General features: G+C 43.2%; 13 protein-coding genes. 3 read left to right on the plus strand and 10 right to left on the minus strand.

Annotation, left to right across the window (positions count from 1 at the left end; translation table 11 throughout):
- Positions 1 to 169: 169 nt before the first annotated feature.
- The gene (locus tag PSYCG_RS06920) at positions 170 to 1,591 is read left to right on the plus strand and encodes a PLP-dependent aminotransferase family protein (RefSeq protein ID WP_020443550.1); all 1,422 of its coding nucleotides are present in this window, start codon (positions 170 to 172) and stop codon (positions 1,589 to 1,591) included.
- Positions 1,592 to 1,602: 11 nt separating this feature from the next.
- On the opposite strand, the gene PSYCG_RS06925 is transcribed toward PSYCG_RS06920, so the two are convergent.
- The 4 genes from PSYCG_RS06925 to yghU all read right to left on the minus strand — a co-directional run bounded on the left by PSYCG_RS06925 (position 1,603) and on the right by yghU (position 7,829).
- A complete protein-coding gene (locus PSYCG_RS06925; RefSeq protein WP_020443551.1) occupies positions 1,603 to 2,847 on the minus strand; it encodes a DUF819 domain-containing protein in 1,245 nt (414 codons plus the stop codon).
- Between the two features lie 281 nt (positions 2,848 to 3,128).
- Positions 3,129 to 4,793, minus strand: coding sequence for a DEAD/DEAH box helicase (locus PSYCG_RS06930; protein ID WP_020443552.1), 1,665 nt, complete (start codon positions 4,791 to 4,793; stop codon positions 3,129 to 3,131).
- Positions 4,794 to 5,444: 651 nt separating this feature from the next.
- The gene (locus tag PSYCG_RS06935; RefSeq protein ID WP_227500730.1) at positions 5,445 to 6,524 is read right to left on the minus strand and encodes a DUF1176 domain-containing protein; all 1,080 of its coding nucleotides are present in this window, start codon (positions 6,522 to 6,524) and stop codon (positions 5,445 to 5,447) included.
- A gap of 462 nt (positions 6,525 to 6,986) precedes the next feature.
- Positions 6,987 to 7,829 (minus strand): glutathione-dependent disulfide-bond oxidoreductase, encoded by an 843-nt coding sequence (gene yghU / locus PSYCG_RS06940; RefSeq protein ID WP_011513712.1) that lies wholly within the window; start codon positions 7,827 to 7,829, stop codon positions 6,987 to 6,989.
- Positions 7,830 to 8,221: 392 nt separating this feature from the next.
- Between yghU and PSYCG_RS06945 the strand changes: the two genes are divergently transcribed.
- Positions 8,222 to 9,598: a DHA2 family efflux MFS transporter permease subunit gene (locus PSYCG_RS06945; RefSeq protein ID WP_020443554.1), complete on the plus strand. Its 1,377-nt coding sequence runs from the start codon at positions 8,222 to 8,224 to the stop codon at positions 9,596 to 9,598.
- A gap of 120 nt (positions 9,599 to 9,718) precedes the next feature.
- Here the strand turns inward: PSYCG_RS06945 and bfr (PSYCG_RS06950) are convergent, their stop codons facing one another.
- From bfr (PSYCG_RS06950) to PSYCG_RS06960, 3 genes are all read right to left on the minus strand, one after another.
- On the minus strand, positions 9,719 to 10,192 hold the full coding sequence (gene bfr / locus PSYCG_RS06950; RefSeq protein WP_020443555.1) for a bacterioferritin: 474 nt from the start codon (positions 10,190 to 10,192) through the stop codon (positions 9,719 to 9,721).
- A 62-nt stretch (positions 10,193 to 10,254) separates the two neighbouring features.
- Positions 10,255 to 10,743 (minus strand): bacterioferritin, encoded by a 489-nt coding sequence (gene bfr, locus PSYCG_RS06955; protein WP_020443556.1) that lies wholly within the window; start codon positions 10,741 to 10,743, stop codon positions 10,255 to 10,257.
- Between the two features lie 422 nt (positions 10,744 to 11,165).
- On the minus strand, positions 11,166 to 11,357 hold the full coding sequence (locus PSYCG_RS06960; protein ID WP_011513716.1) for a bacterioferritin-associated ferredoxin: 192 nt from the start codon (positions 11,355 to 11,357) through the stop codon (positions 11,166 to 11,168).
- A gap of 288 nt (positions 11,358 to 11,645) precedes the next feature.
- Between PSYCG_RS06960 and PSYCG_RS06965 the strand changes: the two genes are divergently transcribed.
- A complete protein-coding gene (locus PSYCG_RS06965) occupies positions 11,646 to 11,969 on the plus strand; it encodes an ArsR/SmtB family transcription factor (RefSeq protein WP_020443557.1) in 324 nt (107 codons plus the stop codon).
- Between the two features lie 115 nt (positions 11,970 to 12,084).
- Here PSYCG_RS06965 and PSYCG_RS06970 read toward each other — a convergent pair whose 3' ends face one another.
- The 3 genes from PSYCG_RS06970 to cysT form a co-directional block, all read right to left on the minus strand.
- On the minus strand, positions 12,085 to 12,807 hold the full coding sequence (locus PSYCG_RS06970) for a sulfate/molybdate ABC transporter ATP-binding protein (protein WP_011513718.1): 723 nt from the start codon (positions 12,805 to 12,807) through the stop codon (positions 12,085 to 12,087).
- 82 nt (positions 12,808 to 12,889) lie between these two features.
- A complete protein-coding gene (cysW, locus tag PSYCG_RS06975) occupies positions 12,890 to 13,822 on the minus strand; it encodes a sulfate ABC transporter permease subunit CysW (protein WP_020443558.1) in 933 nt (310 codons plus the stop codon).
- Positions 13,822 to 14,706 carry a sulfate ABC transporter permease subunit CysT gene (gene cysT, locus PSYCG_RS06980; RefSeq protein ID WP_011513720.1) on the minus strand — a complete coding sequence of 295 codons (885 nt, stop codon included), beginning with the start codon at positions 14,704 to 14,706 and terminating at the stop codon, positions 13,822 to 13,824. Before cysT ends, cysW begins: the two co-directional genes overlap by 1 nt.
- Between the last annotated feature and the right edge of the window lie 208 nt (positions 14,707 to 14,914).

Raw genomic sequence — 14,914 nt, forward strand, 5'->3', positions numbered from 1 at the left:
TAGCTATTATTAATTGTTATTAATATTTGAATCTTAAGAACCAACTATAGTTTAAATGCCCATAACAGACCCGATACAGTTTTACTAATGGTGAACAAAGTGTATAGTTATTCTCAGCTTGACACTTCTTTTATTCATAAACCTCATATAAAAATAGGCATCCTTCATTATGGTCGAAACCTATACGCTCAATCCCTATTTGACCAAGACTGCCGCCGTCGCTGAATGGCTACAGCAGCGTATTGACTGGCAGATTTACCTGCCCAATCAGCGTGTGCCCTCGGTGCGAAAGTTAGCGAAACTATTAAATATATCAAGCTTTACGGTGGTACAAGCTTATGAGCAATTGGTAGCTACCAGTGTGCTAATCGCTAAGCCCAGCTCGGGCTACTATGTCAATACGCAAGCAAAAGTAGTTCAGCCAAATAATGATAAAAGAGTGGTCGTTAAGCACCCAAAGCACCCAGTAATAGACACGCGCTGGCTGGTACAGCAGGTCTTTAATGATATTCCGCATCATCGCTCGCCAGGGGTGGGAACATTACCGAGAGACTGGATACGTAATGATAAGATGGAATGGGCCATACGGCAGGTCACCCAGCAAGCCGATAGCTTTATCTATGATTATGGCAATGTTCACGGCTATCTACCGCTACGTCAACAGCTGGTTCAACACCTACATACGCTAGGCATGCAAACTAATGCTGACCATGTGATTACTACCGCAGGAGTGTCGCAAGCCGTGACCATGGTGGCGCGGCTTCTTACTCAAGCTGGGGATACAGTGGTCGTTGATGGGCCGGGCTGGTATTGGCTATCGAGCTGCCTGCAACAACAGGGCTTAAACGTCGTCTCTGTAGAACGTGATCATCAAGGGCCTAATATCGAGCACATGCAAAAACTGTTTGCGACGCATCGTCCTAAGCTATACCTGACTAATAGCGTGCTGCACAACCCAACATCCTATAATCTGCATCCTGCCCGCGCGCACCAAGTACTCAATCTTATTCATGAGTACAATGCTTATATTTTTGAGGACGATTTATACGCCGCATTTGTACCGGGTGGTCAAGTATTGCGTTATGCCAGCCTTGATCAGTTTGAACGGGTTTTTTATGCGACTGGGTTTTCAAAGTCAATGGCTTCAGGCTGGCGCGTCGGCATGTTGGTCTGTCCTGATAATTATATCGATGATGTATTACGTATGAAAACCTTAAGCAATTCAAACACGCCAGAATTTGGCGAACGGGTTTGTCATCATTTATGGACGCATGGTGAGTATCGTCGGCAGATTAAAAAAGTGCAGCAGCATTTGTATAGGGCTCATGAAAAAATGCGCAACGCATTACCAAAGATAGGGCTTATCTACCCCGAGCATACACAAGCAGGTCTCTTTGTTTGGGTCGATATGGGCCAAGATACCAGCCAGCTGGCACTAGATGCCTATAAAGAAGGTTGGCTAGTTGCACCGGGGCAATTATTTTACCCCGATGTCAGCGCCTCAACCCATCTTCGCCTAAATGTCTCAACAACAAGCGATGAGTTTTTGAGTTGGTTGGGTGATTATTTGGATAAAAGCTGTCAATACTGATAAAAATGCTATTACCCCACAACCAGCCGCATCATCTGCGTACTGATATAACCGCCAAAGGTACCCACGGCATAGCCTAAAATACCCAAAAATACCCCAACTGGCGCTAGTGATGGGTGAAATGCCGTGGCAACAATCGGTGCCGATGACGCGCCGCCAGTATTGGCATTGGAGCCGACCGCCAAAAAGAAAAACGGCGCACGAATTATCCTAGCGACCGCAAAAATAATCACGACGTGAATGCTCATCCAAAGCAAACCAATTAGTAGCAGTCGCCATTGTGAGACGATACCGGCGAGATTGATTTGCATACCAATAGCAGCAATCAATATGAAGATAAAGACGGTACCAATTTTTGAAGCACCAATATGATCAAGTCTGCGTATTTTAGTGAAAGAGAAGACCACGCCGATTAACGTGATGATCACTACCATCCAAAAAAACGAGCTGGCAAAGCTGTACTGTACCGCCCAGCTATAAGGCGCAAAAAAACCTGCAATCTGCCCACCAATAAAGTGTGCGACACCTACCATAGCAAAGCATAAGCCAAACATCACCATCAAGTCATTTAAAGTCGCTGGACGAGCATTGTCACGCTCATAGCTCTCAACGGCTTTGACGACCTTATCAATGCTACTGCTATCCGCCCGTAAAAACTTGTCAATCTTTTCACTGTGTTTTGCCAATACTAAGATAGCCAATAACCACAGTGAAGCATTGGTGGTATCGACCAATATCATCATCCCAAACAGATCATCACTGACGCCAAACAACTCTTTCATCGCTGCTTGGTTAGCAGCTCCTCCTATCCAACTACCCGCCACCGCTGAAAAGCCGCGCCATAGCGTATCATCGGTAAACATCTCAGGCGACACCCATTTAGCGATACCCAAGCTAATAGGACCACTAATGACAATAGCGATACTAGCAGCGAAGAACATCGCAATCGCTTTCCAGCCTAGACCCAATATCTTCGGTACATCCATCGACAAGGTCATTAACAGCAAACTGGCTGGCAACAGATAGGTAGCAGTAAAACCATAAATCTGCGAGCCAATACCGTCAGCGAAGACGCCTAGACTATTTAGCGTCGCAGGTATAAAACAGCACAGCACGATACCCGGTAACACCGCATAAAACCGTTGCCAAAACTTACCAGGCAATGCTTGGGTATAAAATACCAAACCAATAATCGCCATAATGATGCCAAACGCTAATGGCAAGCTTTCAATAGCTAAATAAGAAATATCCGGCATCAACTGGCTCCACAGCACACGATGAGTAAAAGTTTGTCAGTATAGACAAGGCAAAAAAAACGCGCAAGTAACTATCGAGTACAAAGCTTAATTTTAAAAGCTTTGAATAAGCCAGAGTTTTTAAATACCTTCATATACTTGGGTCATATCTCTACGTGGTGGTTAATATCAAACTATTGGACACAAAAAAGCCAGATAACAAGTATCTGGCTTTTTTTGCAATATCTTTAGACGATTAAGGCATGATTATCAAAAATCATTAATCGTTTAAAACAAGGCTATTACGAGTTGTTACCACGGTTGCCGCCAGTTGGACGACCTTGACCACGGCTGTCTGAACGACCAGCTGGGCGACCTTGGCTGCCACTTGGACGACCACGACCCGTTGCAGCACGCTCGCCACGTGGAACGCCAGTGCTATCACCGCGACTAGGAGCACCAGTACGCTTGCCTTGATACGGCTTTCCACCTGAACGCTCATTTGGTTTGCCTGACGCGTCACGTGGCTTACCTTGATAACCGCTGTCATTGCTTGCGCGTTGACCGGTTGGAGCGCTGTCACTTGAGCGACCACGAGCATTAGCAGGGTTACCTTGATAGCCACCACCCGCGCGACCACGACCTTGACCATTACCGCCGCCGTTTGAACGACCACGGCCGCGACCACGACCATTACCTTTGTTTTCGCTAGGTACATAAGTCTTCTTAGGCTCCATGCCTTCGATGATACATACTTCCATTTTGCGATCTAAATAACGATTGATAGCATTTAGCTGTGGACGGTCATCCATGCTACATAAGCTGATAGCGATACCAGTACGACCAGCACGACCACAACGACCGATACGATGAACGTAATCTTCCGTTTGACGTGGAAGATCATAATTGATTACGTGCGAGATTGCTGGGATATCTAGACCACGAGCGGCAACGTCAGTCGCTACTAGGATTTTGACTTTACCATTACGCAAGTCTTGAACGATACGGTTACGCTTGCTTTGTGGCAAATCACCATGTAGGAAGCTGGCTTTATGACCCGCTTCTTGTAGCTGTTTGGCCAGTTTTTCAGTGCTACGTTTGGTAGCAGCAAAGATAATGATCTGTTCCATATCTTGCTGGCAAACGATTTTATCAAGCAAACGGTTTTTATGATCAAAATCATCACAGTAGTACACTTTTTCTTCGATGTGTGCAGATTCTACTTTGATTGAGACACGCTCAGGATTCTTAGTGAAGCTGGCAGCGATTTTACCTACTGGGCCATCCCACGTTGCAGAACACATGATAGTTTGACGATCAGTAGGAGCAGCACGCAAGATGTCACTGATGTCATCAGCAAAACCCATGTCCAGCATACGGTCAGCTTCATCAAGTACCAAGATTTCTAGGCTTGATAAGTCAACGCGACCAGCATTGATATGGTCAAGTAAACGACCTGGGGTCGCAACGATAACTTGAACGCCTTTCTTCAGAGCAGTGATCTGACCGTTGTATGGTGCGCCGCCAACTAATGGTACACAGAACAGGCCGCGCATATCTTTAGAATAAGTGCGTACGCTGTCATGTACTTGCTGAGCAAGTTCACGCGTTGGCGTTAGGATAAGGGCTTTGGTTAGTTTGTCAAAGCTAGTAGCACGGCTCAAACGGTCAAGAACAGGAATAACGAATGCGGCTGTTTTACCACTACCTGTTTGCGCTGACAATAAAAGGTCACGACCTGCTAGAGCAAAAGGAATCGCTTGTGCTTGGATAGGCGTTGGGTTGGTATAACCACTGCGATCAAGTGCAGTTAGAATAGGCTTAGCGATGCCAAGATCAGTAAAAGTAACTTGGTTTTCATCAACAGCGTCAGTAGCAGCCGCTTGAGTATTTGTGTCAGTGTTTGGGGTGTCAGTGCTTTCGATAATGCCGTTTTCAGCAGCGATTGCAGATAAGATGTCAGTCATGAGTATCCTTGGTAAGTATAAGCTGCTGTAAATTCAGCAAACTTGATGCATACCACTGATAACCGTTCACCACGCTACCCATATAATCTGATTATCAAAATAATGATAATTACATGCCAAACCCATAAGGCTTGTCAAAATTATATAAAGGCGTTCGTGCTGTCTGACGTATTTTGGTGGTAGTGCCGAGTGTCTCATCTTTGTCTGCTAAAAACTCGATATCAATGCTTATTCCAAAGCAGATAAAGGTAAATAACAACCAATCTAGCCCCTACAAAGGGTCCGTAGATAAGATATGAGTCAAAAATAATAGGATTATTTAAGTACACAAAATCATCGGCAACAATTACTTTCGGTCATCCTAGACCCAAAATCGCAGGCGATGTTATCAATCTCATAATTCACATTAGACTATGCTAACGTGGCGACGCAGTATAACACAACAAAATCGTAATCAGTAGCTGTTTTTACGATTATTGTAGAAAACAGCTATAACACAAGAGTTGATGAGCTATACATGATTAATAATATAGGTATTTTTGCATTAAATATTTTTATCGTGTGCGCCGCATTTACGCTAAAGAATATCGAATAAATGATCATTACCGCTTTAAAAGAAAAGCAAGCAATGAGGCATTGTAGACATTGATATTAACGTGATAGTTTCACATCAGTGACGTATAGAGGCATCTGCCAAGCACCGCCCGCTCCAATCATACGGCACAGACCAGTGCTACTCTCATGACTTTTCTCAAAATCCTTACCCGTCCATAACCATTCGGTTTTAGAGATACAGTCGCCAAGACCCCGACCTTTTTGGACAGAAGTGATCTGACCCTTGTCGTAATCGGTAGCGTTGTTTGTGATCAGCTTTGGCTCGTATGGTTTGGTATCATTGATTACCCAGACACCCTTACCTGCATTATAAGCACCTGTCCAGCAATTATGCTGTACCAACAGCTGCTTGCTGTTTAGGCGATTGACGTTCCATGACGATTTGTCATATAGGCTTGGGCAGTTGCTACTGATATCTTTTATGGTGCCTTTCATCAGATCTGATAACTGAGATGAGCGCATGACGAATTTTTTCTTATTACCAGAGGTGGCTTTTGGATTGGGCATCACCATCCGTATCTCTGGTATTGACGTAGGCGATAAAACACTACTGTTTGATTTGCTGGCGCCCTCTGTACGAACAAAAGCACTGGCTGTGCCCACTCGACCTTGTGCTTCATCCGCTTTTAGCATGACCGCACTCGCCCCTTTATCGGACAAGCGCCAACGCGTATTACGGATAACCAGCTCTATCTTGCTTGATTTGGTCAGTGCCTCTAACAGCGCTGTGACTTGCGGTGAAGTGAGCTCAGCATAACCAGCAGCACCTGAAAAAGGCTTGGCTTCGCCATAATCTCTATCATTAATAAATAAAGATATCCGGTGACGGTTACCCAATTGCATCAAGGCTTTGGCAGAATTTTCTCTTGCACCGCCAAGCTTGACCCGAGCATCAACCGTGGCATTCACACCTGCACGGCGTATCAACAATAAAGACACTGGCAATTCGATATCATTGTCTGCTTGATAACCCGCCAGTCGGCAAGTACGTGTATTGTCACAGACCACTTGCCAATCTTGACTGGTAAAATCTATAGGCGTGTCAGCACTAGCTGCGGCGCTGTATAACGTGGTACTGATAGCAGTAAGGATGGGTAATAAAATTCTTTTTGACATGGTTTTTGTTATCTTTTTTGTTTTTTTAGACGGCGCTTTGATATGAGAGTTATTTGAGTATTTAGGTTTGACAACACTACTCTGGCTACTAGGACCATTTGCACTCAATAAGAGGGTTGGTCTATTCCTAAGCATATCATTCTCCTTCATAATCATCATTCATCAATAGAAGAGGTTTAAGCGCCTACCCTTTTTGGGTGGAGGCTGCTATCTTAACGTATCCATGTTTCTATCTGTTGTACTAATGTACCATTATGTAATTAACAAAGTATAGCTCAAATGCTTATATCTATATTTATATTTGGAATAATGAATATTTAAAACAGAAAAAGGCTAATAAGATAGGTGCTTATTAACCTTTTTGTTCTTCAATATACAAAGGTGTTTTATTTTTTACCTTTTATATCAAACATTTACGGATAGATAAATGAGCCACTTAGATGAATTATCGTGGCAACTAGTCTAAGCAATAGGCTCAAGGACTAAGTCCACCGCGCGTTTAACGGCTGGACGTTCAGCAATTTTTTTCGCCCAGCGCTGTAGATGTTGATACTCATCAACCTGTAAGAACTCAGCAGCATCGTATAATTTGCCAAGTGCCAATTGACCATACCATGCCCAAATAATCATATCGGCGATATTATAATCAGACTCCTCGTCTCCGCCCATATATGTATTGTCTTTTAAGTGGCGGTCAAGAACGTCAAGCTGGCGTTTAACTTCCATAGCATAGCGATTGATAGGATACTCCATTGGCTCTGGGGCATAGGCGTAAAAATGCCCAAAACCGCCACCTAAGAAAGGCGCACTGCCCATCTGCCACATTAGCCAAGACAAGCATTCTACCCGTGCCTTACCTTGCTGCATCGGAATGAATTTGCCAAATTTCTCCGCTAAGTACATTAATATAGCGCCAGACTCGAAGATAGCTAACGGCTCGCCAGCCTCGCTAGGACTATGGTCGACCAGAGCCGGTATCTTCGAGTTTGGGTTAATAGCGACGAAGCCCGAGCCAAACTGATCGCCTTTCGAGATATCGATCAGATAAGCATTGTATGCGGCTTCCTTGATATCAAGCTCAGCAAGCTCTTCTAATAAGATATTTATCTTAACACCATTAGGCGTATTCAATGAATATAGCTGTAACGGCGCATCGCCTACTGGCAGTGCCTTATCTTGTCGTGCACCAGCGGTTGGACTGTTGATACTTGCAAATTTGCCGCCGTTTTCTTTATCTTGTGTCCAAATTTTGGGCGGTGTATAGCTCTCTATCTGATCGTTCGTAGAATTGTTATCCTGACTCATAATGTGACCTATTTTTTGTTGTATTGATTGTCATATTTTAGAAATGGGGGTTTCTACTATATACCTCCCACTATAACGGGGACTGATCCTGCTATTAAAGTCCTGTCTTGTAATTTATATGGTAGAGATGTTTAAGTGAAATAGTATTAAGCATTTAGGATATAAGATGATGACAGACATTTTAAAAATTTATTAAGCCATTTCTTTTAGCTAAACCATTTCTTTTAGATAGCAACTATTTAGATCAGTCCTTTTGAATGGTTACTATGCTGCTCTTTAACTACTCGGCAGTTATTTTTATACTACGCATAATATAATGGCTTTGTTGAAAATTTACTGTCGATTAAGGTAAGTTTCAACGAGCCGCTGTTCTAAGATATGGTGAAAGCAAAATGGTAGCCCTGACTCCAACGCAAGATAAATACCTACCCTATGTACTGGCGGTAGCGTTATTTATGCAAATTTTAGACGCTACTATTTTAAACACGTCCCTACCACAGATGGCACAAGCATTGGGCGAATCGCCACTACAAATGCAATGGGCAGTCATCAGCTACGCGCTTACTCTGGCGATTTTTATTCCTATTAGCGGATTTTTAGCCGATAAATATGGCACACGCCGCGTGTTCTTGTCCGCCATTATCATATTCTGTATCGGCTCGCTATTATGTGCCGCTTCTCCGACACTAGACTTCTTAATAGGCTCACGTATTGTACAAGCTATCGGCGGCGCGATGATGACGCCGGTTGCACGCTTGATTTTGGTCAAGTCTTATCCGCGCAATAAGCTCTTAACGGTGATGAACTTTGCGGTAATCCCTGCTTTGGTTGCGCCATTGGTCGGACCAGTATTGGGTGGTTATATCGTACAGTACACCAGCTGGCACTGGATATTTTTAATCAACATACCCATGGGTGTTTTTGGTTTTATCATGGGCAAAAAACTGGTACCAGCATTGTTTGAGGACACCAAGCGTCTAGATTGGACAGGGTTTTTGTTGTTTGCCGCTGCCGCTTGTGGTTTTACCTTGGCGGTAGAATTTGGCGCACAAGTCGGGCGTGGGTTTTATGGGCTGATGCTTGGATTGCTGGCAAGTCTGTTGCTTGGTGCTTATATTTGGCACGCAAAACGTCGTACAGCTCCGCTATTTCCATTGAGTTTGTTTGATATCCGTACCTTTCGCATCGGTATCACGGGTAATTTGTTTACCCGATTTGGCATTAGCGCTGTGCCATTTTTGCTGCCGTTGCTTTTGCAGGTGGTGTTCGAGTACTCTCCCTCGCAAGCTGGCTGGCTACTTGCCCCTATCGCCGTAGGTGCTATCGGCATCAAGCCTTGGGTGAGTAAGATTATCCAGCGTTACAGCTATCGCACGGTATTAGTCTATAACACGACTTTTATGGGTATCTTGATTATCATCTTGGCGCAATTTAATGATGCGGCGCAGTGGATGTGGTTTATACCTATTTTAACTGTCATGGGCGCATGTAACTCTATGCAATTCAGCGCAATGAACACCATTACCATTGGCGACCTGCATGGTACTCAAACCAGTAGCGGCAATAGCCTGATGGCTGTCAACCAACAACTCGCCATCAGCTTTGGTATTGCCTTTGGCGCTGCGCTGCTCACTCTGCTACGTGAGCGCCTACAAATGGATACATTGACCGCCTTTCAAACCACCTATTGGATATTGGGTGTCTTTACCATTCTCTCAGGATTACATTTTTTACGCTTAAAACCCGAGGACGGTCGTGGTTTATATTAAAAGTGAGTATTGAAAGGTTGTATTTGAAATATAAAAATAGACCAAAAAAAGCCAGCCTATGCTTGGATTATGAGCAAAACATAGGCTGGCTTATTGTGACTCAATGAGAGTTGCTAATATCTAATCGTCATTCATCTGCGATTGGATATAGTTTTGAATACCGACATCTTTCATTAAGTCTTCTTGCGTCTCAAGCCAGTCTTGATACTCTTCATTACCGTCTTTTAGAGTAACCAATAACTGACGTGATACATAATCTTGCTGCGTTTCACACAAAGTAATCGCATCGGTAATAATGCTAAACTTTTGCTTTTCTAAGCGCAAATTGCAGTCAATCATTTCAGGCACATCTTCAGCGATGAACATCTTGCCATAATCTTGCAAATTGGGTAAACCACCTAGCAATAAAATCCGTGCAATCAAATCATCAGACCATTTCATCTCTGCGATAGACTGTTTATAGAAATTTTCGTTTAATGATTCTAAGCCCCAATGGCGAGCAATACGTGCATGTAAAAAATACTGGTTGATGGCTATCAACGACTGACCCAGCACTTTATTCAGCGCGCGGATAATGTCTTTATCCCCATTCATATTCTCTCTCCCTATCTATTGGATATTTGATTTAACTATATAGCGATTATTATCCGTTACTATCAAACAAGATTTGAAGAGACTTCAGCCATCTGACTTTGCAAATAATTTGGCAGACCAATCATATCAATCAAGCGTAGCTGCTGCTCAAGCCAATGGGCATGATCCTCTTCCGTGTCTTTGAGCTGCACGACCAACATCTCGCGTGTGACATAGTCATGCGCTTCTTCACACATTGCGATACCGTCTTTAAGATGTTTTTGTACCTGATATTCTAAATTTAAATCGAGCTGTAGCATCTCAGGTACAGTAGTACCAATATTAATCGCGTCGACGCTCATTTTAAGCGTGCCGCCTAACATCAAAATACGACGAATAATTGCCTGTGCATGTAAGGTCTCATCTTCCATCTCATGGCTGATACGATCGTACAATTTACCGTAATGCCATTCTGCATACATCTCAGAGTGGATGAAATACTGATCACGAGCTGCAAGCTCACCACCTAACAAAAAGTTTAAATAATCAATCACTTTAGGGTTGCCAATCATCACTTACACTCCTGTATGTATCATTGTTTGTTATATACATTCATAATTTTGCATATATATAAAGCACCATTCGTAAACCAATCAGTAAAGATTAAAATCAACGAAGACCCTTACATATTAAGAAGGATATAGTAGCATAGAGAGAGCTTAACGCTTGTAACGATATGAACTGAGAATCATAACCAACCACTATTTGTATTAGCGTATCAGCAACAGGTGCGATCGCAAACTCTTAATAGAAGTAGCTAGATCTAGTTTTGATGTGGAGTATCAGTGGAGTTATATGGACGCTTGCAACCTACTCTTTAGGTATAATGCTAAAATAGTAAATGCATAATAGTGAATATAATCCTGTTTTATCAAGGCTTATACACGATTAGGATGCACAAGTTAGAGCGTAAAGCCTTATAAGTATTTAGCGCTTAAACAGCATAAGCCAATACTTCGAGCTTAGCATGATGCTCCTCTAGATAATCATTTACCATAGGCTCACAGCAGCCGCAGCAGGTGGCGACATCTAACGTGTCTTTTAAGCCATCTAACGTATCGATACCAGACGCGATAGCAGCTTTTATTTGCTTTTCTTTGACATCATTACAGATACAGACGTACATAAATGGGTTCCTACTGTGATTGACTAACGTGTTATTCGCTATAATAACGATAATTATTAGCATTTACAATAGTGTTTGGTGACTTTTTCAGTCAGGTTAATGACAGATTTATGGTTATGTTGATCTTAATCAATCCATGTAACTGAATATAGTAATCCATGTAAACCGACGGTATCAAAGGTAGTAAAATGGCGACGAACTGTAAATTTGCTCATTTTTTAATCGATTTTAAGGATAACTGCTGTTATATTGTCCTCCTATTAACTAAATATACATTGGAATTGACCCATGTCTAATAATAATTCTATGATACAACCACTTGAGTTGTTTAAAGTATTATCTGACCCTACGCGCTTGAAGATTTTCCAAATCCTATATAATAAAGAATCACGCTGCGTCGGTGAGTTAGTAGAGATACTTGATCAACCACAGCCAACGATATCGCGTCATCTCAACCACTTAAAAAAACTGGGCATCCTAAATTGTGTTCGTGATGGAACTTGGATGTGGTACGAGGTCGCAAATGACTTGCCAGAATGGTGTCAAGACATCTTGGACATTACCTATAAGCAGATATCAATCAAAGAAAGAGCCATGCTAAAACTAGCCTAATGCTAATAGGCAGTAAAAATTTTGCTTAGATAACTTTGGCTTATATTAGCCGCATAAAAAACACCTCATGATGAGGTCTTTTTTATGCACTATTGCTAACACTCTTGATTGAACTTTAAACCAAGTCTAAGAAATCACTGACAAAGGCATTGGCTGGATGATGAATCAGCGCCTCTGAGGTGCCTACTTGCTCGACACGACCGTGATTCATTACGACAATCTCATCAGATACCGCCCTTGCCTCTTCTTGGTCATGAGTCACCATGATGCTGGTGATACCAAGCTCATGATGTATGTCTTTTAGCCAAGTTCGCAGCTCTTTACGCACCTTGGCATCCAGCGCCCCAAATGGCTCATCTAATAGCAGTAGTTTTGGCTTAACTGCGAGTGCACGAGCCAGCGCAATACGCTGCCGCTGACCGCCTGATAGCTGATGCGGGTAAGCGTTTGCCACTTGTGGCAGCTGTACCAAATCTAATAGCTCAGCCACACGCTTATCAATATCCGCTTTACTGGGGCGCTCGTTTTTTGGTAGCAATGTCAGACCAAAGCCTACATTGTCAGCAACATTTTTATGTCGAAATAACGCATAGTGTTGAAACATAAAACCGATATGGCGCTTTTGTACCGGTGTATTGGTGACGTCTAGCTCATCAAATAATATCTGCCCAGAGTCTGCATACTCAAGACCGGCAATGATACGCAGCAAAGTGGTTTTACCGCAGCCTGAAGGACCTAGTAAAGTCGTTAATTTGCCGGTAGGTACTGTGATATTGATATCATCTAAGGCAGTGAAGTTACCAAATTTTTTATTAACGTTACGAATCTCGATGCTCATAATGGTGTCTCTTATTATTTCTTTTATCGTAGCAGATAGTTTCAATAGTATGGCGTATAGCAATAGTGGCTTCTATGAACCGTTATGATTTTCCTGCCGATTCTGTAACAGTATCATTAGCACTGACTGGTAGTTCAGGCGTACTTATCAAACGTTCAGACTTGGCAAATTTGTGATCTTGTAGTTTGGTCATGATTTGCTGAATAAGTAACGTGACCAAAGCAAGCGCGGCAAGTAAGCTCGATAAGGCAAACGCGGCGGTAAAGTTATAGTCATTATAGGCAATCTCAACCAGTAGCGGCATAGTGTTGGTTTCTCCGCGGATATGACCTGAGACCACACTCACCGCACCAAACTCCCCCATCGCCCGTGCATTGGTCAAAATCAAACCATATAGCAGCGCCCATTTGATATTGGGCAGTGTCACATGCCAAAACGTTTGCCAACCCGTCGCGCCTAACGTTAATGCTGCCTGCTCTTCACTATCGCCCTGCGTTTGCATCAGCGGTATTAACTCACGCGCCACAAAAGGAAAGGTGACAAATAACGTTGCTAAAATAATACCGGGTGCGGCATAAATTACCTGAAAACCCATGCTCTCAAGCCAGCCACCAATCGTAGAATTAAGTCCAAATAACAGAACAAACATCAAACCGGCTACAACGGGAGACACTGAGAATGGTAAATCAAGCAACGTCGTCACCAACTGCTTACCTTTGAAATGATAACGGGTCACTAGCCATGCAATGGCAATACCCATCACCATATTAATCGGTAAGACAATCGCAGCAGTAATCAAGGTTAGCCTAATCGCCTGCAAGGCTTCAGGGTCGACGAGAGAGGCAATATATAATTCCCAGCCACCCTTAAAAGCTTCATAAAACACAGCTAGCAGCGGCACTACCAACATAATAACCATGAATAAAACCGCAATGATAATAAAGGTGCGGCGTACCCATGGCGTATCTTTGGTTGCTGGGTTGCTTTGGTAGTCGTAGCTATTAGAGATTTGCATTAGCGAGCTCCTACACGGCGCGACAGCTTCCACTGTACGATATTAATGGTCAATAAAATCACAAAGGAGATAAGCAGCATAAATAATGCAACGGCTGACGCGCCTTGAACATCAAACTGCTCAAGCTTACTGATAATGATTAATGGCAAAATCTCAGACTGCATTGGAATATTACCTGCGATAAAAATAACCGAGCCATACTCGCCGGTCGCACGGGCAAACATCATGCCAGCACCCATCAGTAACGCAGGCAACAGCTCTGGTAAAATTACCTTGCGAAATGTCGTCAAGCGATTGGCACCCAATACCGCAGACGCCTCTTCGAACTCAACCGATAACTCCGCAAGTACGGGCTGTACAGCACGAACAATAAAGGGAAAACTGACGACCACTAAAGCCAACCAAATACCAATCGGTGTAAATGCCACTTGAATATCAAACTTGGCAAACCATTGCCCGATAAGACCATTAGGTGCATATAAAGTGGCAAGAGAGATACCAGTAACTGCTGTCGGTAGTGCAAAGGGTAAATCCACCAAGGCATTTATCAAGGATTTGCCCCAAAATTCATAGCGTACGAGCACCCATGCGACCAGTGTGCCAAACACCATATTGGTTAGCATCGCCAAAAACGACATCCATAAGCTGAGTTTGATCGCTGCCGTGACTTGTGGTTGGCTAATAGTCTCCCAAAATCCCGTCCAGCCCATTTGTGTTGTGGTATAGGCCATCATGGCAAACGGCAGTACTACCAACAGTGACAAACTAAAGACAGTGATACCCATACTTAGCCCAAACCCTGGTAGCACATTGCGCTGACGCAAGCGTGTTAACCAGCCTTTTTTCGGCACGGGTTTGATGGTAGAAGGTGTTGTTGCACTCATAATAGTGTCCTATTGCCTAGCTGATGGTACTTATCGTAAGCACTCTATCGTATCGATATAAAGAAAAAAGCATGATAAAAAGAGATTAGGAATATGCTCATGGTATAAAGGACATAGCGTTGTCGGCCATGTCCTTTATGAGATTGACATAATTTCATAATGTCGTGCGTTACTGATTAATAGTCAAATAATGCAGTCGCTGTACTCA

It is taken from the genome of Psychrobacter sp. G (assembly GCF_000418305.1).
Taxonomy (GTDB): domain Bacteria; phylum Pseudomonadota; class Gammaproteobacteria; order Pseudomonadales; family Moraxellaceae; genus Psychrobacter; species Psychrobacter cryohalolentis.

Bases quoted from the DNA above. Each gene is read 5' to 3' on its own strand.
- PSYCG_RS06920 (WP_020443550.1), top strand. From the start codon at position 170: ATGGTCGAAACCTATACGCTCAATCCCTATTTGACCAAGACTGCCGCC.
- PSYCG_RS06925 (WP_020443551.1), bottom strand. From the start codon at position 2,847: ATGCCGGATATTTCTTATTTAGCTATTGAAAGCTTGCCATTAGCGTTT.
- PSYCG_RS06930 (WP_020443552.1), bottom strand. From the start codon at position 4,793: ATGACTGACATCTTATCTGCAATCGCTGCTGAAAACGGCATTATCGAA.
- PSYCG_RS06935 (WP_227500730.1), bottom strand. From the start codon at position 6,524: ATGTCAAAAAGAATTTTATTACCCATCCTTACTGCTATCAGTACCACG.
- yghU (WP_011513712.1), bottom strand. From the start codon at position 7,829: ATGAGTCAGGATAACAATTCTACGAACGATCAGATAGAGAGCTATACA.
- PSYCG_RS06945 (WP_020443554.1), top strand. From the start codon at position 8,222: ATGGTAGCCCTGACTCCAACGCAAGATAAATACCTACCCTATGTACTG.
- bfr (WP_020443555.1), bottom strand. From the start codon at position 10,192: ATGAATGGGGATAAAGACATTATCCGCGCGCTGAATAAAGTGCTGGGT.
- bfr (WP_020443556.1), bottom strand. From the start codon at position 10,743: ATGATTGGCAACCCTAAAGTGATTGATTATTTAAACTTTTTGTTAGGT.
- PSYCG_RS06960 (WP_011513716.1), bottom strand. From the start codon at position 11,357: ATGTACGTCTGTATCTGTAATGATGTCAAAGAAAAGCAAATAAAAGCT.
- PSYCG_RS06965 (WP_020443557.1), top strand. From the start codon at position 11,646: ATGTCTAATAATAATTCTATGATACAACCACTTGAGTTGTTTAAAGTA.
- PSYCG_RS06970 (WP_011513718.1), bottom strand. From the start codon at position 12,807: ATGAGCATCGAGATTCGTAACGTTAATAAAAAATTTGGTAACTTCACT.
- cysW (WP_020443558.1), bottom strand. From the start codon at position 13,822: ATGCAAATCTCTAATAGCTACGACTACCAAAGCAACCCAGCAACCAAA.
- cysT (WP_011513720.1), bottom strand. From the start codon at position 14,706: ATGAGTGCAACAACACCTTCTACCATCAAACCCGTGCCGAAAAAAGGC.